At 38.5% G+C, this 20,120-nt stretch carries 27 protein-coding genes; 15 read left to right on the top strand and 12 right to left on the bottom strand.

Annotation, left to right across the window (positions count from 1 at the left end; genetic code table 11):
- The first annotated feature begins 1 nt into the window (after position 1).
- The 5 genes from QHT84_RS12045 to QHT84_RS12025 all read left to right on the top strand — a co-directional run bounded on the left by QHT84_RS12045 (position 2) and on the right by QHT84_RS12025 (position 3,471).
- Positions 2–400, top strand: coding sequence for a response regulator (locus QHT84_RS12045; RefSeq protein WP_283239814.1), 399 nt, complete (start codon positions 2–4; stop codon positions 398–400).
- A 99-nt stretch (positions 401–499) separates the two neighbouring features.
- Entirely contained in the window at positions 500–1,024 is a 525-nt protein-coding gene (locus tag QHT84_RS12040; protein ID WP_283239813.1) for a hypothetical protein, read from the top strand.
- 68 nt (positions 1,025–1,092) lie between these two features.
- A complete protein-coding gene (locus tag QHT84_RS12035; protein ID WP_283239812.1) occupies positions 1,093–1,620 on the top strand; it encodes a superoxide dismutase family protein in 528 nt (175 codons plus the stop codon).
- A 6-nt stretch (positions 1,621–1,626) separates the two neighbouring features.
- The gene (locus tag QHT84_RS12030; protein ID WP_283239811.1) at positions 1,627–2,202 is read left to right on the top strand and encodes a YdeI/OmpD-associated family protein; all 576 of its coding nucleotides are present in this window, start codon (positions 1,627–1,629) and stop codon (positions 2,200–2,202) included.
- A 72-nt stretch (positions 2,203–2,274) separates the two neighbouring features.
- Positions 2,275–3,471, top strand: a complete 1,197-nt coding sequence (locus tag QHT84_RS12025; RefSeq protein ID WP_283239810.1) for an LETM1-related biofilm-associated protein — start codon at positions 2,275–2,277, stop codon at positions 3,469–3,471.
- Here QHT84_RS12025 and QHT84_RS12020 read toward each other — a convergent pair.
- Positions 3,468–4,394, bottom strand: a complete 927-nt coding sequence (locus QHT84_RS12020) for a LysR family transcriptional regulator (protein ID WP_283239809.1) — start codon at positions 4,392–4,394, stop codon at positions 3,468–3,470. The two genes, QHT84_RS12025 and QHT84_RS12020, sit on opposite strands and share 4 nt — an antisense overlap.
- Positions 4,395–4,490: 96 nt before the next feature.
- On the opposite strand from QHT84_RS12020, the gene QHT84_RS12015 reads away from it, so the two are divergent.
- Genes QHT84_RS12015 through QHT84_RS11990 form a run of 6 tightly spaced genes read left to right on the top strand, consistent with a single transcriptional unit; the run spans position 4,491 to position 9,164 of the window.
- The gene (locus tag QHT84_RS12015) at positions 4,491–5,927 is read left to right on the top strand and encodes an NADP-dependent isocitrate dehydrogenase (protein WP_283239808.1); all 1,437 of its coding nucleotides are present in this window, start codon (positions 4,491–4,493) and stop codon (positions 5,925–5,927) included.
- Positions 5,928–5,935: 8 nt separating this feature from the next.
- Positions 5,936–6,115, top strand: a complete 180-nt coding sequence (locus QHT84_RS12010; protein ID WP_283239807.1) for a hypothetical protein — start codon at positions 5,936–5,938, stop codon at positions 6,113–6,115.
- 2 nt (positions 6,116–6,117) lie between these two features.
- Complete coding sequence (locus QHT84_RS12005) at positions 6,118–6,396, top strand: hypothetical protein (protein ID WP_283239806.1); 279 nt, start codon at positions 6,118–6,120, stop codon at positions 6,394–6,396.
- A gap of 2 nt (positions 6,397–6,398) precedes the next feature.
- Positions 6,399–7,235, top strand: coding sequence for a DUF6671 family protein (locus QHT84_RS12000; protein ID WP_283239805.1), 837 nt, complete (start codon positions 6,399–6,401; stop codon positions 7,233–7,235).
- Between the two features lie 3 nt (positions 7,236–7,238).
- Positions 7,239–8,195 carry an L-threonylcarbamoyladenylate synthase gene (locus QHT84_RS11995; protein ID WP_283239804.1) on the top strand — a complete coding sequence of 319 codons (957 nt, stop codon included), beginning with the start codon at positions 7,239–7,241 and terminating at the stop codon, positions 8,193–8,195.
- Between the two features lie 6 nt (positions 8,196–8,201).
- Entirely contained in the window at positions 8,202–9,164 is a 963-nt protein-coding gene (locus QHT84_RS11990; RefSeq protein WP_283239803.1) for a sodium-dependent bicarbonate transport family permease, read from the top strand.
- Between the two features lie 50 nt (positions 9,165–9,214).
- On the opposite strand, the gene can is transcribed toward QHT84_RS11990, so the two are convergent.
- The 3 genes from can to QHT84_RS11975 are packed head-to-tail and all read right to left on the bottom strand — an operon-like array spanning position 9,215 to position 11,914.
- Positions 9,215–9,859, bottom strand: coding sequence for a carbonate dehydratase (can, locus tag QHT84_RS11985; RefSeq protein ID WP_283239802.1), 645 nt, complete (start codon positions 9,857–9,859; stop codon positions 9,215–9,217).
- Positions 9,860–9,913: 54 nt separating this feature from the next.
- Complete coding sequence (locus tag QHT84_RS11980; protein ID WP_283239801.1) at positions 9,914–11,569, bottom strand: SulP family inorganic anion transporter; 1,656 nt, start codon at positions 11,567–11,569, stop codon at positions 9,914–9,916.
- 60 nt (positions 11,570–11,629) lie between these two features.
- The gene (locus QHT84_RS11975) at positions 11,630–11,914 is read right to left on the bottom strand and encodes a hypothetical protein (protein WP_283239800.1); all 285 of its coding nucleotides are present in this window, start codon (positions 11,912–11,914) and stop codon (positions 11,630–11,632) included.
- 217 nt (positions 11,915–12,131) lie between these two features.
- On the opposite strand from QHT84_RS11975, the gene QHT84_RS11970 reads away from it, so the two are divergent.
- Positions 12,132–13,073, top strand: coding sequence for a LysR substrate-binding domain-containing protein (locus tag QHT84_RS11970; protein WP_283239799.1), 942 nt, complete (start codon positions 12,132–12,134; stop codon positions 13,071–13,073).
- A 30-nt stretch (positions 13,074–13,103) separates the two neighbouring features.
- Here the strand turns inward: QHT84_RS11970 and QHT84_RS11965 are convergent, their stop codons facing one another.
- The 6 genes from QHT84_RS11965 to QHT84_RS11940 all read right to left on the bottom strand — a co-directional run bounded on the left by QHT84_RS11965 (position 13,104) and on the right by QHT84_RS11940 (position 15,729).
- Entirely contained in the window at positions 13,104–13,298 is a 195-nt protein-coding gene (locus QHT84_RS11965; RefSeq protein ID WP_283239798.1) for a hypothetical protein, read from the bottom strand.
- Between the two features lie 148 nt (positions 13,299–13,446).
- The gene (locus QHT84_RS11960) at positions 13,447–13,662 is read right to left on the bottom strand and encodes a hypothetical protein (protein ID WP_283239797.1); all 216 of its coding nucleotides are present in this window, start codon (positions 13,660–13,662) and stop codon (positions 13,447–13,449) included.
- A gap of 97 nt (positions 13,663–13,759) precedes the next feature.
- Complete coding sequence (locus QHT84_RS11955; protein ID WP_283239796.1) at positions 13,760–13,957, bottom strand: hypothetical protein; 198 nt, start codon at positions 13,955–13,957, stop codon at positions 13,760–13,762.
- Between the two features lie 122 nt (positions 13,958–14,079).
- Entirely contained in the window at positions 14,080–14,742 is a 663-nt protein-coding gene (mnmD, locus tag QHT84_RS11950) for a tRNA (5-methylaminomethyl-2-thiouridine)(34)-methyltransferase MnmD (protein WP_283239795.1), read from the bottom strand.
- A gap of 1 nt (position 14,743) precedes the next feature.
- The gene (locus tag QHT84_RS11945; RefSeq protein ID WP_283239794.1) at positions 14,744–15,217 is read right to left on the bottom strand and encodes a hypothetical protein; all 474 of its coding nucleotides are present in this window, start codon (positions 15,215–15,217) and stop codon (positions 14,744–14,746) included.
- Positions 15,218–15,222: 5 nt separating this feature from the next.
- Positions 15,223–15,729 (bottom strand): DUF4920 domain-containing protein, encoded by a 507-nt coding sequence (locus QHT84_RS11940; RefSeq protein WP_283239793.1) that lies wholly within the window; start codon positions 15,727–15,729, stop codon positions 15,223–15,225.
- Positions 15,730–16,009: 280 nt separating this feature from the next.
- Here QHT84_RS11940 and QHT84_RS11935 point away from each other — a divergent pair, with 280 nt between their 5' ends.
- Both QHT84_RS11935 and QHT84_RS11930 read left to right on the top strand, forming a co-directional pair.
- The gene (locus QHT84_RS11935) at positions 16,010–17,077 is read left to right on the top strand and encodes a branched-chain amino acid aminotransferase (RefSeq protein ID WP_283239792.1); all 1,068 of its coding nucleotides are present in this window, start codon (positions 16,010–16,012) and stop codon (positions 17,075–17,077) included.
- Positions 17,078–17,261: 184 nt separating this feature from the next.
- On the top strand, positions 17,262–17,843 hold the full coding sequence (locus QHT84_RS11930) for an NUMOD4 domain-containing protein (protein ID WP_283239791.1): 582 nt from the start codon (positions 17,262–17,264) through the stop codon (positions 17,841–17,843).
- A gap of 5 nt (positions 17,844–17,848) precedes the next feature.
- On the opposite strand, the gene QHT84_RS11925 is transcribed toward QHT84_RS11930, so the two are convergent.
- Complete coding sequence (locus tag QHT84_RS11925; protein ID WP_283239790.1) at positions 17,849–18,232, bottom strand: nucleoside triphosphate pyrophosphohydrolase family protein; 384 nt, start codon at positions 18,230–18,232, stop codon at positions 17,849–17,851.
- 77 nt (positions 18,233–18,309) lie between these two features.
- Between QHT84_RS11925 and QHT84_RS11920 the strand changes: the two genes are divergently transcribed.
- Complete coding sequence (locus tag QHT84_RS11920; RefSeq protein ID WP_283239789.1) at positions 18,310–18,498, top strand: hypothetical protein; 189 nt, start codon at positions 18,310–18,312, stop codon at positions 18,496–18,498.
- A gap of 2 nt (positions 18,499–18,500) precedes the next feature.
- Here QHT84_RS11920 and QHT84_RS11915 read toward each other — a convergent pair whose 3' ends face one another.
- Positions 18,501–20,108: a class I SAM-dependent methyltransferase gene (locus QHT84_RS11915; RefSeq protein ID WP_283239788.1), complete on the bottom strand. Its 1,608-nt coding sequence runs from the start codon at positions 20,106–20,108 to the stop codon at positions 18,501–18,503.
- Between the last annotated feature and the right edge of the window lie 12 nt (positions 20,109–20,120).

Below are 20,120 nucleotides of genomic sequence, written 5' to 3'. Positions count from 1 at the left end.
CATGAAAAAAATCGAACTACTGGCGCTGGTTGATGACGATGATACATTTGTATTCATCACCAAAAAAATCATTGAAAAAACGAATCACGTGAAAGAAATTAAAGTTTTTCATAACGGATTAGAAGCCATCACCTACTTAAAAGAAAATTTAAATGCTGACTATAAATTGCCGGAAGTTATCTTTTTAGACTTGTCGATGCCGATTATGGATGGCTGGCAGTTTTTGGATGAATTTACCACGTTGGAGACACACAAAACAAGCAAAATTATCATTTACATTTGCTCGTCCTCTATTTCGCCACACGATATCATGAAAGCCAAAAAAATGAGCGCGGTGAGCGACTTTATCATCAAACCCGTAACCAAAGACAAGTTTACGGAAATCATATTAGCGCTTTAACAATTTGCAGATAAAATCATAAGTAATGAATTGGCCGCTCCAAAGCGGCTTTTTTTATTAGACGCAAATGCCTATTTTAGTGGCTTAAAATGCATACTTATGAAATTATTAGGAATAGGCTCCCGAATCAATCATGCCGAATACGGCAAAGGCGTAGTAACCAACGTCTCATCTAAAGACTACTGGGTAACTTTTATCGACGGCGGTTTAGAAACCATCGCCATCAATAGCGAGTTCGACGTCATAGAAGCGGCCGAAAATGAAGTAGACACGGTTAGTTTTTACGAGGTAGAACAAAGCTTACTATCCATATTGAAAAAATGGAATGGCTTGGGCGAACCCGTAGCTATTGGCGACAAATGGAAAGGCGGCAACATGAAGTTAGAACCGGGCCAACCCGGATTAGCCGCTAAAGATGTTCCGATTGATACGTTTTTTCACAAAATTGTGATGCTTCGCGATCGTTTGCGCGTGATGGAACAAAAAATAAATGCCAGCAACTTAGAGGAAATTGAAAAAGTAGAACTGCAGCAATACATTACCCGAATTTACGGAAGTTTAACTACTTTCAACGTATTGTTCAAATCGCAAAGCGATTACTTTGTAGGCGAAAAATCGAAATGATTTAACACATCTTTGTATCGGCAGTACTCCATTTTTGAGTAATTTTATAAAAATTAAATTGTAACCCGATGAAAAAGTTTTTTTACACCATTACCATAGCCGGAGTATTGCTTTTTGCCTGCAAAAGTTCCAATGCCGGTGACCCGGCCAAAACCTTGTCATTGAACTTTGAAGCTAAAAGCGGCAGTAAGGTGAGTGGTACCGCTGTTTTTGTTGAAAAAAACGGTAAAGTAACCCTCACCGCCAAACTAAGCGGGTTAAAACCGGGGGTACACGCCATTCACATTCATGAAAAATCAGATTGTTCGGCAGCCGATGCTACTTCTACCGGCGGTCATTGGAATCCTACCTTCAAAAAACACGGTAAATGGGGCGATGCCGAGTATCACAAAGGCGACATCGGGAACTTTACCACCGACGTAGACGGAAACGGAACTGTGCTGTTCACCACAGATGAGTGGTGTATCGGTTGCGGCGATGAAACCAAAGACATTTTAGGAAAAGGATTGATTGTACACGACAAACCGGATGATTTTGTGACCCAACCTACCGGAAATGCCGGTGCTCGTGTAGCGTGTTCCGCCATTATTAAATAATTTTTTTTGGAAGATAAAGATCATTTGTACTTTAAAAATGCACAAGAATGGCGCGATTGGTTACACGAAAATCACCAATCGGCCACCAAAGTGTATTTGATTTTTTATAAAGTAGGCAGTGGCGTAGAAAGTATGCGCTGGGAAGAAGCGGTTCAGGTAGCTATTTGCTATGGCTGGATTGATTCTACCGTAAAGAAACTGGATGACGAACGCCGTCGTCAAATGTTTACGCCGCGTAAAGACAAAAGCGTTTGGAGCAAACTTAACAAAACGTATATTGAAAAACTCATCGCCGAGAATTTAATGCATGAGAGTGGTTTGCGCAAAATAGAAATTGCCAAACAAAACGGTTCATGGGAAGCATTGGACCACGTAGAGAACCATGTGATGCCCGAAGATTTAAAGTTGGCTTTTGAGCAACATCCAATGGCTTTAGAAAATTACAACAACTTTAGTCCTTCCTATCGAAAAAGCTATTTGTATTGGTTAAACCAAGCCAAACGAGCCGAAACAAGGGCCAACAGAATTGCCGAAATCATCTCACTTTGCGCTCAAAACATCAAATCAAGAGATTCATTTTAAATTTGGTTACAAAATCATAACCTGCAACTCTCAAAAATAAGTTAGTTTTGTGCTTATAATTGTCTCTTTAAAATGATTAACCCTTCAGTTCCCGGTTGGATTGATAAATTTTTCACAGAATTCAGTCAGTCTGAGCATTCTTTTCCGCAAAACGAAACGGATTTCTATATCCGAACACGAACCACGGGATTTATCTTTGGACATATTGTAGGCTTTGATGCTGCAATCAGTATCGAAACGGAAGATCGATTCCCGCAGGAAATATCGAAAATCGGTATGTTGAATACTCTTTTTCAAGTGTATCGCTTGATACGGAAAACCAATCAGTCGGAAGATTTCATCCAAGAAGCAGTAGCTTTTTACAATACAATGATTCCGAAAGGCTTTAATCCGTTGAAAAAAGTATTAGAATCCCATTCGCCTTCCAGCAAACTGGAGAAAATTATCCACGATCGGGTGCAAACCAATGAGGACTTATTCAGTAAGAACTTTTCACACGTCATCACCAATGCATTATTGTTTATTGATGTTTTGGCCTTCAAAAAACATTTGGAAAAAGGCGAAATTCCCGAAAAGTACTCCAATAAAATTGAGGATATTGTTATCAGCATTATTTCGCTTTCGCTAAAATCCAAAACCGGTATATCCCCGCACGATGACTTGCTGCTCAAACTCTTTGAGTCGTCGGTTCGGTACAATAAATTTTCTTCAAAAAAACTGACTACTATTGAAGATTTAGATTTAAGTTACTTATCGGATAATCTTGAAAAATACTATGTTATCGATTTAGCCGGAATCAGTTTGTGGAGCGATGAAAAAGTAGAAAATGAAGAGCGCTATTTTTTGTTCAAACTGGGTGAAACTTTACAAATCAGTGATGCGGTAGTTTTGGAAAGCATTCATTTTATTAACGAATTTATAGTACAATACAAAAGCGAAATTCCGTATTTTAACTTTTCGAACCCGGTAAAACATTTTTACGAACAAACCACCGAAAGTGTGGCTATTTTAATCAACCGAAACAAGTCGAGATTGCTCAAAGAAATCACGGAAAGTAAAGAACTGATGCAACTCTTGGCAAAGTCGACTGTAAAAGATTTAAACAAAGAAGAGAAAAAGAAAGTCAAACGACAAATGCTCGACATTTGCAAAACCATTCCGTCACTCACTATTTTTTTATTGCCCGGTGGCGGGTTACTCCTACCGATTTTAATCAAGTTTATCCCCAAAATGCTGCCATCGGCATTTAATGAAAATATCGATGACTAATAGGCGTCAATCCAGGAAAAAGAGTTCAAACGAATACTTTCTTTAGTCGCTCGTATAAACTCTAAATAGGCGGCTGCCACCGGACTCATTGCCTTCCCTTTCAACCAAATCAAACGCCAGTTCGTTATCATCGGCAAGCCTTCGGCAGGAATAATGACAATATCATTCTTTTCCAATTCATTTTTCAACCCAATCAAGGGCATAATAGAATAACCCAAACCGGCTACTACCGCTTGCTTGACGGCCTCGTTAGAGGTGAGTTGCAGGCGCATATTGGAAACTATCCCGTTTTGTTGTAAGTACTTCTCCATACTGGTTTTGGTAGCCGACCCATCTTCCCTGAAAATTAAAGGAACTTTGGCAAAAAAGTCAGATTGAACCGGTTTGGTATCAATAGGCAACGTTTCTTTGTTACCGACCAAGAATAACTTATTGGCCATTAACACCTCCGATTCGAGGGCTAAATCGTCGGGCGGAATGGAGACCAAAGCAAAATCGACTTCATTATTCTTCAAACTTTTAACCACTTTTGTCTTATTGGTCACATCCATGACCAGTTCGATACCGCTGTTCATCTTCATAAAATCGGAAAGAAAATACGGAATCACATACTTACCGGTAGAAACGACCGATATCTTTAATTTACCCGATAAAATACCTTTGTAGGCGAGTGTTTTATAATTAATGGTGCTTACCTCATCAATAATTTTTTGTGCGGCTACCGCAATTTCTCTTCCGAACTCGGTAACGTACAATTGTCTTCCGATAACTTCCGTCAGCGGGATGTCGAATTGATCTTGCAAGTTTTTTAATTGAATGGAAACCGCCGGCTGTGTCAGATGCAGCTCTTCTGCTGCTTTGGTAATGCTCTTGGTTTGCGTGATTTTTAAAAAAACCACCAACTGATGCAATGTAAAATTCATAAAAAATATTTATGTTATTCATTACAAATATAAATAAAAATATATGAAATATAATTTTGAATTTTGCCTCGTCAAACCATAAAAATTAAATACAGCATGACGCGAATTACAGTAGCCAAAGGCGACGGAATTGGTCCGGAAATTATGGAGGCCACGTTAGATATCATTAAAGCGGCCGGAGCTCAAATTGAAATTGATGAAATTGAAGTGGGTGAAAAAGTATATTTATCCGGAAATACTTCAGGCATTGCATCGGAATCTTGGGATATTATCCGCAAAAACAAAGTATTCTTGAAGGCGCCTATTACGACACCACAAGGCGGCGGTTACAAAAGCTTGAATGTGACCACGCGCAAATTTTTGGGATTGTACTCTAATGTAAGACCTTGCATGAGTTTGCATCCGTTCGTAGAAACCAAACATCCGGAGATGGATATCGTAATTATTCGCGAAAATGAAGAAGACTTGTATGCCGGAATTGAGCACCAACAAACCGATGAAGTCGTACAATGCTTAAAATTAATCAGTCGTCCCGGCTGCGAAAAAATTATTCGTTATGCTTTTGAATATGCCAAAGTATACGGACGAAAAAAAGTGACTTGCTTTACCAAAGACAACATCATGAAGCAAACCGACGGTTTATTCCACCAAGTATTTGATGAAATTGCCGCCGAATATCCTGAAATTGAAAATGAGCATTGGATTATCGACATCGGAGCGGCCAAAATGGCGGATACACCCGAAGTATTCGATGTGATTGTAACTTTAAACTTATATGGGGATGTCTTGTCGGATGTGGCTGCTCAAATAGCCGGTTCGGTAGGGTTAGCCGGTTCAGCTAACATCGGTGAAGAATGCGCAATGTTTGAAGCCATTCATGGATCGGCACCAAGACGTGCGGGCCAAAATTTGGCCAATCCGTCCGGACTGTTACAGGGTGCCATAATGATGCTGAATCACATCGGGCAAACCGATGTAGCCGAAAAAGTGCAAAACGCATGGCTTAAAACCATCGAAGAAGGGACTCATACCTACGACATTTACAAAGAAGGTGTCAGCAAACAAAAAGTGGGCACCAAAGAATTTGCGCAAGCCGTAATAGCCAACCTCGGGCAAAAACCAAAACTCCTCAAAGAGGTTTCGTATGCCAAAGACGTGGTGTTAAACCTGCCTAAATATGTTAAAAAACCGGCTAAAAAAAAGGAACTCGTTGGAGTAGACTTGTTTGTACACTGGGATGGCACAAATCCGGACGCGTTAGCAGCCCTGTTACAAACAATTAATACCGAAAACAAACACCTCACCATGATTACCAATAGGGGAATCAAAGTATGGCCCGACGGTTTTAAAGAAACGTATTGCACCGATCATTGGCGTTGTCGTTTCAAACCGACACAAGGCAAGGTGATGTATAAAAACAATATCATCAATTTATTATCAAGGGCATTGGATGCCAAAATTGATGTCATTAAAGTAGAAAATCTCTATGAGTTCGATGGGAAACCGGCTTACTCTTTAGGACAAGGACAATAACATTTCACATGAAAAATAACACCAACAACACTGTAGTACATAATTTGAAACTACTCCTGAATCTTCTTTTTTTATTTGCCGGATTGTATTTGTGTATGCACGAAAACTCAGTACAACACAACGGATTATTAGGCACAGGAATTCTGCTTTCAGGTTATACTTTGATGAACATTGCAAAAAAAGAGTAATTATGAATACCCACGAAGAATACAAATTAATTGACGGGACCTTCTCGGCAGAAGACGCCGACAAAGTTTTAACCGCATTGTTTAATTATAAAATTGATTATCACAATCGAGAAGACTTCAGCAATCATATCCGATTCAATCAGGATATTGAGCACTCCAAGAAGCGCATTCAAGAACTTATTCAAACAAAAGAGTCTATCCAACAGAAGATAGCAGAAGCAAAATCGAACAAATTTAATTTGGTTATTAATAGTACGATTACCATTCGTTTAGAAAAGTAAGAATGTTTACCGGAAGAAGTCTTCTCATTGCTACCAAGCATCGGAAAGAAACAGTGATAGCGCCGCTTTTTGAGAGGAAATTTGGCCTGCACTGTTTCACCTCCGATGTATTTGACACAGATACCCTCGGAACCTTTACGGGAGAAATTGCACGAAAAAAAAATGTACTGGAGACCCTGCGCGACAAATGCCACATGGCAGCTCAAGCCACAACAGCCGATTTAGTTGTGGCGAGTGAAGGGTCATTTGGGGCACATCCGACAATTTTTATGGCTCATGCCGATGACGAATGGGTAATGCTGAAAGATTATCGGAACGATATCGAAATTGTAGCACGGGAAATAAGCACGGACACCAATTTTTACGGGGAACTGATTTCAAGCAAAACGGCTTTGGAAGCATTTGCCGAAAGGGTTCAATTTCCCTCACACGGCATCATTCTCAAACCGAGTGAAACCAACTGCCATTCCATCATTAAAGGAATAACGTCTCATTCCGAATTAATCGCAGGGTTTAAAAAATTACATTCGGAATACGGTTCGGTGTATGCCGAAACCGATATGCGTGCGCTCTACAACCCAACCCGTATGAAGGTTATTGAAAAGGCTACCGAAAAACTAATTGCTAAAATCAAGAACCACTGTCCGCAATGCCATACTCCCGGATTTGATATTGGAGAAGTAAAACCGGGATTACCCTGTGAAATGTGTGGTTCCCCTACTCGTTCCACACTGAGTGTAGTGTATCAATGTAAATCCTGTCAGCATGAAGAAGAAAAAAAATACCCGCGCGGGATTCGTTTTGAAGATCCCATGTATTGTGATTACTGCAACCCTTAACTCATGAGTATTATTTCAAACGACATATCCAAAGCGAAAGCCATCCTTGAAAAGGAAGACTTAGTAGCCATTCCTACCGAAACCGTGTATGGCTTGGCAGGCAATGCTTTTAGTGAAAAAGCCATTCGCAAAATATTTGACACCAAAAAACGACCTTTATTCAACCCGTTAATTGTACATATTCACGCTGCTGCCGTCGTATCGGAATTGGCCAAGGATATCCCGGAAAAGGCCTATCAATTGGCCCAAGCTTTTTGGCCCGGCTCACTTACTTTAGTGTTGAAAAAAAAGAGCGTGGTTCCCGGCTTGGTTACAGCCGGAAAAGACACGGTCGCCATTCGTGTTCCCAATCATCCGCTCACTCTCGAATTATTGCGCTCGTTGTCCTTTCCGTTGGTAGCACCGAGCGCCAACCCGTTTGGTTCCATCAGTCCGACTCGGGCAGTCCATGTGGCCGGTTACTTTGAAAACACCTTGCCCTTAATATTGGATGGTGGAAATTGTACCAGCGGTATTGAGTCGACCATCATCGGGTTTGAAAACCAGGAACCGGTTCTCTATCGTTTGGGCGCCATTTCATTGGAAGAAATTGAAGCGGTGATTGGTAAAGTAATCATCAAAAATCATAAGGAATCGGCACCCGAAGCTCCGGGCATGTTGTTAAAACATTATGCCCCAAAAACCAGAACCATTTTAGTCGATTCCGTTAAAGATTTCATTCAACACGCTGAAACGGAAAAAATCGGAGTGATTACTTTTCAGCAAAAGATTTCGGGTACCCAAATCATACACCAAGAAATACTCTCAGAGCAAGGAGACTATAAAGAAGCAGCGGCGAACTTATACGACGCTATGCATCGCTTAGATACTATGAAACTAAACCTAATCGTGGCCGAGCGTTTTCCGGAGGAAAATTTAGGAAAATCCATTAATGATCGATTAACCCGAGCCACAAAATAACAAACCATGAATTTAGACTTACTCTTTGACAATCTGACTAACCCGGCGCTATTATTCTTTATGTTGGGAATTATGGCTGCCCGATTGAAAAGTGATTTGGAAATCCCGCCCAACTCGTCCAAGTTTATCTCTTTGTACCTACTCTTTTCCATAGGTTTCAAAGGCGGACAAGAATTAGCACACAGTCATTTTGATATGGAAATCATTTGGTCGGCCTTGTTTGGGGTTTGCATTGCCATTGTAATTCCGATTTACAGTTTCTTTTTACTGAAAAGAAAATTCAGCATTGAAAATTCGGGTGCTATAGCCGCAGCTTACGGTTCGGTAAGCGCAGTTACTTTTGTCACTGCCGTGTCTTTTTTAGAAATACAAAAGTACAATTACAGCGGACATATGGTGGCTATAATGGCTTTAATGGAAGCTCCCGCTATTATTGTTGGCGTTATTTTAATGCGCTTGTATCACAAAAAAGAGGTCGTAAAAACCAAAATGCGCACTGTGATTAGTCACTCATTCACCAACGGGAGTGTATTGCTCATTTTGGGAAGCTTACTCATTGGCTATTTGGCAAGCGATCAACAAGCTATGGGTATTAAACCGTTTACTACCGATATTTTCAAAGGTTTTTTAGCAATTTTTTTATTAGATATGGGCATCATCAGCGGCAAAAAACTGGATGTGTTTTTTAAAAGCGGTTGGTCACCCGTAGTGTTTGCCATTATCATACCATTGTGTAACGGAACTATGGTGGCCTACCTGAGTGAGCATGTAACAGATTCTATCGGCAATCGATTTATTTTAGCCATACTGGCTGCCAGTGCTTCTTATATTGCGGTCCCGGCTGCCATGAAAATTGTCGCGCCTAAAGCCAACCCGGGATTGTTTTTACCTATGGCGTTGGCCATTACATTTCCGTTCAATATTACCTTTGGAATGCCTATATATTTGGGTGTTATTATGAACTTTTAAAAAAAAAGCAATCTTTAAAAGATTGCTTTTTTTCTGAATTAATTAAAAAATTAAACTGAAAACTTCAATCGGTATACTTCATCCAGATTATCATTAGAAGTCATGTTTACCCCTAAATCGGTTACATAACCCGAATTTAATCCGTAAGCCCAACCGTGTAATGTTAAATCCTGTCCGTTTTTCCATGCATTCTGAACAATAGAGGTTTTAGCCAAATCGAAAACCTGCTCCTGTACATTGATTTCTACAAACTTGTTGAAGCGATCTTCTTCATCAGCAATGGAATTTAAATAATCTTCGTGCAAACGATACACATCTTTAATGTGACGAATCCAGTTATCAATCAATCCGATAGACTGGTTGCCCATAGCTGCTTTTACACCGCCACATCCGTAATGACCGCATACAATAACGTGTTTTACTTTCAAAACATTTACGGCATAATCCAAAACACTCAACATATTCATGTCACTATGAACTACCATGTTGGCTATATTTCTGTGCACAAACACTTCTCCCGGTTTAGCCCCGATAATTTCATTCGCAGGCACACGGCTATCAGAGCATCCAATCCACAACAATGGCGGTTGTTGGCCTTTGGCTAAATCTTTAAAATAATCTTTGTCGATAGCCAATTGGGATTCTACCCATTTCTGATTGTTTTCTAATATTTTTTTATAATAATCTGTACTCATTGTATTTTTTATTTATTAGTTATAAAGTTACGTATTTCAAATTGTAAATAATCACTATGTGAGGGAGCTATTTTTAATCTCTCGTTTTAATGTCTTTCGTTTGGCCACATCATAGTAATGTTCAAACGTGACTTTGTTCAGATTTTCTTCACTGTTTTCCAGTTGGTATGCTTTTTTAAATCCTTTAAGCTTGACTTTGATATTTTCGTCTTTGGCTCGGGTTTCTTTAAATTCTTTAATTAAATCCAGCACATCATGGGCAATATAAACCGTATCTTGAGCATTAATAATCACTCTCGAATTCTCCGGTATTTCTTTCAGCGTGGCTTTAATAGCCGCTTTGTTTAAAAACGATACTTCTTGCGCCAAATCGATACGTATTATATCGCCTTCATTATACTCTTCTCTACTAAACTTGTAAGCTCGTTTAGCATTTCCAATCAATACAAAAATGATGTTCACTATCATTCCCAAGGCAACTCCTTTTAATAAATCGGTTAGTACTACTGCTACAAAAGTGAGTATGAAAGGAATGAATTGGTAAATCTTGTCCTTTTTCCAAAAATGCTTTATGGTTTTGGGATTAGCCAGTTTGTATCCCACTAACAATAAAACAGCAGCTAAAGTGGCTAGTGGTATTTTATTCAACAAAACGGGTATGGTTAACACACTAATTAGTAAAAGAAAACCGTGTATTATAGCCGACATCTTTGACTTTGCACCGGCTGCATTGTTGGCCGATGTTCTAACCACTACCGAGGTCATTGGCAATCCGCCTAAAAGGGCACTAACCATGTTTCCGACTCCCTGTGCTTTTAACTCGACATTGGTATCGGTGTATCTTTTTTGTGCATCCATACGATCTGCAGCTTCAATACAAAGCAAGGTTTCTATAGATGCCACTACAGCAATGGTAGCACCTACTACCCAAACTTTCGAATTGGAAAAAGCCGTAAAATCGGGCAATACAATAATGCTTTGAAACTCTTCAAGTGTTGTAGGCACCGGTAATCTAACCAAATGATTTTCCTTTACAGCCAGAAAACTTCCGGTTTGGATGAAAATTTCGTTCACCACTATACCTGCAATAACCGCAATTAAAGCTGCCGGAACCAACTTAATCTTTTTCAAAAAGTCAATTTTATTCCAGCTAATTAAAATAACCAACGAGATAAATGTGATTATCACTGAGCCCAATTGAACATGGTCTAAAACAGCAAATAATTCCGAAAAGGTATTATGACCATCGGCCTGAACAAAAGACTCATCTCCTTCAAAGTCATTGTCATAGCCAAAAGCATGCGGTATTTGTTTTAAAAAGATAATCACACCAATACCGGCCAACATTCCTTCTATAACATTGTTCGGAAAAAAATTGGAGATGGTTCCAGCCTTTAAAAAACCTAATGTCAACTGAATTAGTCCCGCTATCAGAACAGCGGTGAGAAATATATTAAACGCACCCAAATCGGTAATTGCCGTTAAAACTATAGCTGTTAAACCGGCGGCCGGACCCGTTACACTCAAGTGTGAAGTGCTTAAATATCCGACAACTATCCCGCCTATAATACCCGAAATAATTCCCGAAAAAAGTGGCGCACCAGACGCTAAAGCAATGCCTAAACACAAGGGCAAAGCCACTAAGAAAACCACTAAGCCTGATGCGAAATCAGATTTAAGGTTCGCCAAAAGATTGATTTTTTTTGTCATCCCAATAAATAATTTAATACAACGAAAGTTTCGCATATGCGAAACTGAAAACAACAGGTATTAAATGAACTCGGGCGGCGGAGAAAAAATTTCTTCTAAAACATTATCGTGCTTGGAACGGTTTTCCGAAATAATTTTTGAATTGATTTTTACCGGAAAGTTTTGAAAAACAAAATCATATTCGTGACCAAAATCAGCTTTTAGTTTTAAGTCTTTATGGATTTCTTCTTCCGTGAAGTTATAAAACATCGAGATATTACAGTTTTTTTCGATCAAACTGATTACAGTAGGCGTTGATAAAAACGCCAAAAACATGATTAATATGAGTCTCGATACAAGTTTCATGCTGTAAAAGTAGCTATAATACCTTATATGCTGCAACCGTTGCGATAAAATTTTAACAAAGTTTTATATCTCTTATTTTTAGCTTATGGTTCAGCTCTCAAACTGACTTCAGCCCTCAAAAATAAAGTCGTTGACCCAATAAAGCGCAAAATAGACCGCCTTCAACTCTATAAATTAAATTGATAGTTTTTATATTTGCATCAAATCAAATTATACAATGACTATCACACAACTCAAATATGTTTTGGCAGTAGCCGAATATAAAAATTTTACCTTGGCTGCCGAAAAATGCTTTGTAACACAACCTACGCTGAGCATGCAGATTCAAAAGATTGAAGAAGAATTGGATGTTCAAATTTTTGACCGGACCAAAAAACCCATTCAGCTTACCGAAATCGGGCAGAAAATTGTCAACCAATCCAAAAATATTGTCAACGAAGCCGATCGGATTCAAGATATAGTGCACCAGCAAAAAGGATTTATCGGAGGAGAGTTTCGTTTAGGAATAATTCCGACCGTTATGCCTACTCTTTTACCGATGTTTCTGAACAATTTTATTAAAAAATATCCCAAGGTAAAATTGATTATCGAGGAATTAAACACCTCTGATATCATTGACAAACTCAAAAACGGGCATTTGGATGCTGCCATCGCGGTAACTCCGTTAGAAGACGACAAAATAAAAGAGATTGTTTTGTACTACGAGCCTTTTGTCGCTTATATTCCTTCCAATCATCAATCGTTTCATAAAAAAGAAATTGAAGTTTCCGATTTGAACGTGAATGAAATATTGCTTTTACAAGACGGTCATTGCTTTAGAGACGGAATTTTAAATTTATGTAAAAATCAAAATCAAGAGGAAAAAAGCAGTTTCCAAATTGAAAGCGGCAGCTTTGAAACTTTAATCAAATTGGCCGATGAAGGATTGGGTACTACACTACTTCCGTACCTGCATACGCTAGACTTACCGGAAAAAGACGCTCAAAAGTTAAAGCACTTTGTAGAGCCGAAACCGGCTCGCGAAGTGAGTTTGATTTTTCCGAAAAATGAATTAAAAATTCATATCATAGATGCCTTGCGAAGCACGATATCCGGGGTGATAAAAGGAGCCATCCTGTTTCAAAACGTTGAAATTATCAGTCCGCTACAAAAAAAATAAGGAGCTTTTAACAAAGCTCCTTATTTTTCGTTAACTGACGACAGAAATACAATCCTTTAGTTCGGGATGTTCATTAGTAAAGTACTGCAGCCATTTTTTTAATTGTTCAATTTCATAGGGCAACAAATTTTTTACTGCTTTTTTCAATTCTTTGGCAAAAAGAATCGGATCAAAACTGACTCTCTCGAGTACAGATTTGGTGTAATCGTAAATCATTCTAGGCATAATAGTTAAGATTTGGGGTTATCTTATCGTAAGAACGTTTCGTAAAAGTATATTAAAAAAAGTTATCATCCCACATCATACGTCAAAAAACATCGTTAATGTACTTAAATTATCGATGAAATGCGTTTATTATGATTTTTTTTAAGATTTAACTTACCATTTTGTTTTTATCCAAAAATTCCAAAAACCACTTTTCTGGTTCCGGTTTATCGGCAGTATAAAAAAACAACCAATTCAATAAGTTTTCTTTTTGATGCGGTAATAAGATTTTAATTGCTTTACGCAATTCATTTAAAAAGAGTTCTTTGTTGTGACAAGCTTTAATAATAGATTGCTTAGTGGCACTGTAAACTTCATGACCCATACTGATAATGTTTAATCCATTACATATAACAGCCTAATGGCAATTTTTCCTACCTAAAAATACTAAAAAAGGAGCCGTTTAAGCTCCTTTAGTTTTATTAGTTCTTAATTTTGATTATGCAGTGTTGTAATTCGGGCTTTTCTTGTATGAATTTTAAAAGCCAAGCTTTTAACTCTTCAAGTTCATACGGCAATAATACCTTGAAAGCCTTTTCAAGTTCTTTGCTAAATAAATCGGCATTAAAACTTACTTTTTTCAACACTGATTTGGTGTGGTCTAACATTGATTTAGACATAAAAGTTTAGTTTTGTTAATGGTACTGAAGTAAGAACGTAATGCTATTATCAAAAATAAAAAATAATACTTTTTGAAATTGAAAATGATACGTTAAAAATAGTTTGGAAAAATGTTAAATTTTCAAATGCCTTTAACAGCGCGCAGCATTTCTCTTTTTCCCGGTGCTCCGGGAAGTTTTTCTACAGAAAATCCTGCCGAAATCATAGCATTTTTTATCGCCGTTCGGCAAGCATACGTAACCAAAACACCTCCGGGTTGTAATGCCGCAAACATCTTAGCAAAAATCGACTCCGACCATAATTCGGGTTGCACTCGGTATCCGAATGCGTCAAAATAAATCAAATCAAACGCCTCAACATCTTGAATATCCTGAAAAAATTGACATCGTTTGGTCAGTGTAAATCGATTAGACAAATCACACTTTTGTTCCCATGGTGTTTGATGCATCCGATTGAAAATGTGCTTTTCGCCTTTGTTGATGGCTTCGGGATAATTCATCTGCAAAGCCTCATCCATTGCAACCGGATAGGCTTCTACACCGACATAATCAATGACTTGCTGTTGATGTTGCGATTCTAAAAAGGTAATAAATGCATTCAATCCGGTACCGAATCCTATTTCTAAAACGGCAACGGACTTTCCTTTAAAAAGAGAAAGTCCGTTGCGGATAAATACATGATACGCTTCTTGAATAGCCCCGTGCTTCGAATGATAACTCTCATTCCATTCGGGCAAATAAATGGTTGTGGAGCCGTCTTGGGTTTGAATGATTTCCCTTTTCAACTTATTCTTTTATGTAGAGTTTCTTAATTCTTGGAATCGGACCACCGCATTTTTGCTGATGGCACTGTATGCAAGCATCAACACCGTTATTAAAATGCTTTTTGGCGTTTTTGGGATCTTTGTAAATCATTTCCTGGGCTTTAATAAACTTAGCCGCTTGCTCTTTAAAAAAGGCATCATTATCCGATTCGTCAGTCATCACCGCTTTGTGAATCTTTAAAAAATGTTGCGGAAACTGCCCAATAGTATCGCCTTTTTGAATGCGCTCTTTTAAACGTTGGTTGTCTACATACATTTGCTCCATCAAAGCCGCCATTTCCGACATTTGATACATTTCCAGTTTCTTACCGCCAACCGTATCACATTGCTCTTTGGCTGCCTTTTTTTCAACTTTAATGGCTTCTTTCTTTTGACAAGAAAGGACGCTCAGTATCAAAAAAATCAAAACCAAAATAATGACCGCTACTTTTTTCATTCTATTTATTTTTTGATATAAACGCCCGAAGCTAAGAACGAATACGTAATCTCGGGTTTGGTGATTTTAGCTATTTCAGCAGCCGATTTTCCGGCATCTTTGGCGTAGTGTTTCAATTCTTCTACAGAAACCACATCTACAAAAGCTTTACCACTCACTATGGCTTCACTGTCATCGGCATTTAACGGCACAAAAAAACCATAGTCTTTAAATTTCACAAACGAGGTGTCATCACCGGCCAATTGCATTTTCATCCAGCACCCTTTCTTTTTACAAACCGATTTTATGGTTGACACGAATTGAACTGTTATGGTATCCCCTTTTTTAAGATTTTTATACTTTTTGAGCATTTCCTCCTTTGTCAAAATTTTGCCTACTTTGAATTTTTCACCAAACAAGGCATAATTAGTGGCATTAAAAGATTGAGCCGTTTTTTTAGCTTTGCTTTGGGCCATAATGTTACCACTTACAGCCAACATCAGTACTAACACGAGTAAATTAAGTTTTTTCATATTCTATTGTTTTAGTGAACACAAAAGTAAACCAATTAACAATTTTACATAATTTTAATCGCATTAATTTCCCGAATTAATGAAAAATTAAGGCAAAAAGAGACTTCCTAAAAAGAATTCCTGAAAAAGATTTCAGATTTTTTACAGGCTGTCAAAACCAATTATATTTTTATTAGTTTTACAAAAAACTAACAACACAACCTATTAATTACGAAGTGATTTTACAACTATTTCATTATCAATTAATTGTAGTATTTACTTCTTTTAAATCTCTTATCCAATGATGTTACAATCGCCTTCCGAAATCGATATCGTAAGAGCTGCTGCCTCTAAAATTAATTCGGTCGATTTCGATAATCTTTCTTTCGGAAACACCTTTACCGACCACATGCTGATTTGTGATTACAAAGAAGGTAAATGGCAAAAACCGATTATCAAACCTTACGAGCCGTTTTTAATCGACCCTTCTGCCAAAGTATTTCATTACGGTCAGGCTATTTTTGAAGGCATGAAAGCCTATAAAGATGAAAATAACGATGTTTGGCTGTTCCGTCCGGATCAAAATTTAGATCGATTTAATAAATCAGCTGTCCGTATGGCCATGCCGGAAGTTCCCGAGGATATCTTTATCGGCGGTTTAAAAACCATAGTCGATTTAGAACGCGACTGGGTTAAGAAAGGAATCGGCAATACTTTATACATACGACCTTTTATGATTGCCATTGGTTCGGGTGTGATTGCACAACCATCAACCCAATATCGATTTATGATTATCTTGTCACCTGCCCGTTCCTATTATTCGGGCGAGGTAAAAGTAATTATAGCCGAACATTACAGTCGCGCGGCCAATGGTGGTATTGGCGCAGCCAAAGCTGCCGGAAATTATTCGGCCCAATTTTATCCGCAAAAATTGGCCCAAGAACAAGGTTTTCAACAGATTATCTGGACTGATGACGCTACCCATACTAAATTAGAAGAAGCCGGAACGATGAATGTTTTCTTCAGAATTAATGATACGTTATACACCGCACCAACCAGTGAAAGAATTTTGGATGGTGTGACGCGAAAAAGTTTAATTGATTTGGCAAAAAGAGAAGGCATCAAAGTAGAAGAGCGTTCGGTTTTGGTAGACGAATTAGTTGCTGCCGCCAAAGACGGCAGTTTGAAAGAAATTTTCGGTGCCGGAACGGCTGCTGTAGTCAATCCCATTGTAGGTTTTCAGTATAAAGAACACTATTATGAACTGCCAAAGTTGGAAAGTTCCTATGCTTTGGAACTGAAAGATAAGCTTACTAAAATTCAATACAAGCAAGCCGAAGACACTTTTGGGTGGACCGTGAAAATCTAAACCAGAATCGTTTTTATTATGTAAATCAAACTCCGGAAGTATCCGGAGTTTTTTTATTGGCGGATTTTTCTTGGTTTCTTGTCGGTTTCTATAACTAAAAACAGTAATTGGCGCTTTAGAACCTATATTATCACCGTAATCGAAAATTTTTTTATAAATTTGAGGCACCACAAATACCACAAACATGTTTAGATTATATCCCAACGAAGTATTTCGTGAAGTCGAAATACCTTATCCGTTGCAAATGCGATATGCAGTGTCCAATAGAGGAAGACTTATCAGTTTTACTGATGATATGAGAAACGGCACACTTTTAAAAGGCGGCAGTTTGGAAGGTTATAAAACCTTGCGCTATAAAATGAGAAAGGACAACGGTAAAATAGTCAATAAATCCATTTTCATTTACAAGTTAGTCGCTGAATTTTTTGTCCCTAAAACCGCGGAAGATCAAGAATATGTCATCCATTTGGATCATTCGAGAGACAATGATGTAGTCTCTAATTTAAAATGGGTGAATTACCAAGACATGTTGGCACACCGCAAGAAAAGTCCGGCCGTTATTCAATCAAAAAGAAAATTAATCGAGCACAATTTAAAAGCCGACGGTAAAAAACTAACCTCAACCGATGTGATTCGTTTGAAGAAGATTCTCAACAATCCGAACCGCAGAACCCGAATCAAAATTTTAGCGAAACAATTCGGTATCAGCGAAATGCACATCAACCGCATTAAAAACGGTGTGAATTGGGGACATATTAAAGTCTGATATGACTATTTCAAGATGGCTTCAAAACTGGGTTTGAAATAATTAGGCCCTTTCATCACTTTGCCGTCTTCACGGTAAATGGGTTGTCCGTCTTCTCCTAATTTGCTCATATTGCTGCGCTGGATTTCATCAAAGACTTCCTCAATTTTATGTTGCAATCCATGTTCTAAAATGGTACCGCATAAAATGTAAAGCATGTCGCCCAATGCATCGGCGATTTCGACGATATCATTATTTTGAACGGCTTCTAAATATTCTTCGTTTTCTTCTTTCATAAGATTAAAACGAAGCAGTTTTTTTTGCTCGCCCAGGTCGGCTCTCATTTCATGACTTACGCCTAATCCGAATGCGGTATGAAACTCTTTAACCGCGTTGAGTTGCTTTTGCATTTTGTAAAAAATTAAATAGTACTGCAAAGTACAACTTTAGCGCACAAATGTTTATTTTTGTTGAAAATTTCAAGCAAATGTTTACAACTGGACAATGGGTTTTTGCCGCCCTGTTTTTTATTGCTTTTGTGATTGCGATGTATTTCGCCTACGGACGAGACAAATCGTTACATCAGAAGATGTACAAAGGGAGTTATAAAATTTTAATTGGCTTCTTTGTTTTTGTGGGGTTGTTATTTGTCATCAAATTTTACATTAAGCACTAACTCTACTTCCCTTTAAATAAGTTGACACTTACGGTGGCCAAGTCGGAATTCGGAAATTTAGTAAACACCTTAGCGTCCGAATACAATCCGGCTTCGGCGGCAATTTTGTGAAGGACTTCAATTTCCACGATATACTGATCCGAAAAACCATGAGTGGCATCATAGGCCGTAGCGGCTGTTTTACCCAAATTAGCCGCCGTCAATTCGGGTGCAATGGTATGTAATTCGATAATTAGTAACCCGAATTTTTGAACAAACGGAGACCATTTATTCAAATGTTCAAGTAAATTGTCTTCCACATCATTGTTGCTGATACGTTGGCCTCGGTGCGCAAAAGCGCCGGTAGAACTACTTACTCTTCCGGTTGTTTTAACAGCGGGTTCAAACCAGATGCGATTGTGGTCGAGAAACGTTCTCACATTGAGCAATTCTTTCAAATCGATACCATAATCATCACGAAGTGTATCCGATAACAATTGCGGTCTGCCGATATCGCCCCAAATTACTTTAGCCCAAATATCGGCTTTGATTAAGTTAGCTCGGGTTACTTTGAGTGCTGCTTCGTTATAATCCACACCAACCAAAAAAAGCGGGTAATCATCTAGCATCTTGCCGCGAAGTGTTTGGCGCTCAATGACATCAAAAATATGCTCTAAAAACGCCCCGTTCCCGCAACCCATATCTAAAATACCCTTGGGCTGTTCTGTAATCGGCCGGTTGAATAAATCGATAATGATATCATCTACAATTTTAAAATACTCCGAATGCGCACCGCCGCTTCCCCAAACATTCATCTCGCGATCGACATGCAATTCAGTTTCGTGTTCGCCCACATTTCTCAGTATGGAAGCGTTTCCGAAAAGAAGTTCATCCAACTTACGAAGCGTAGGAATATAGGAAACCGTCACACCATATGCCGTGGCGCGTTTCGCATAAAACAAACCGGTTTCGGTAAACTGATAATGATTATTCTTTTTGGTAAACCAATCCAAGTACGTTAAAAAATCTAATATTTCCTGAAAACATTCGGGATTTTTATGAAACTCCTCCGGACGAAAAGAGGTTTCCATAAAATACTTATGAAACATGCCGGTCATACCCAACATGACTATGGTTGGCCCAACCAGATTTCCTTCAATATGATACAAAACCTGTTGTTGAATGGCTCTGGTGGCAGGATCTTCCGCTAGGTGAATCCCGAAATTATTTTGGTATTTTTTAAATAAGGTGTTGAGCAGGGCAAACGGTTCGACCTCAAATTTTCGGGGATGAAAATGTTCGGTAAACTGCATCAATTGAAATACTTCTTTGTAAAGCGGCACCAACGAAAAAGCCAATTCGGAGGCATCATTGGTACTAAAGATAACCTCGTCGTTCTGATGGCCTATTTGCTGTGTCAACCAACCCTGAGATGCCAATACGCGCAATGCCACATTCAAATACCCTTCGTTAGCCTTAAAAGCGGCTGTCACAGAACCTAAAGTTGCGGTTTGCTTTTCCAGTAAATACGCTAAAACCCCTTTTTGATGCAACACATAAGCTGTGGGTGCTGTCGTAATACCGTCTAAATGGCGGAATAATATACTTCGAAGTTCGCTTTTTGTTTTCATAGAATGCGGTTT

This window comes from Flavobacterium sedimenticola (assembly GCF_030053345.1).
Classification (GTDB): domain Bacteria; phylum Bacteroidota; class Bacteroidia; order Flavobacteriales; family Flavobacteriaceae; genus Flavobacterium; species Flavobacterium sedimenticola.
Note: the sequence above shows the minus strand (reverse complement) of the source record. Positions and strands in the feature narration are given on the sequence as shown.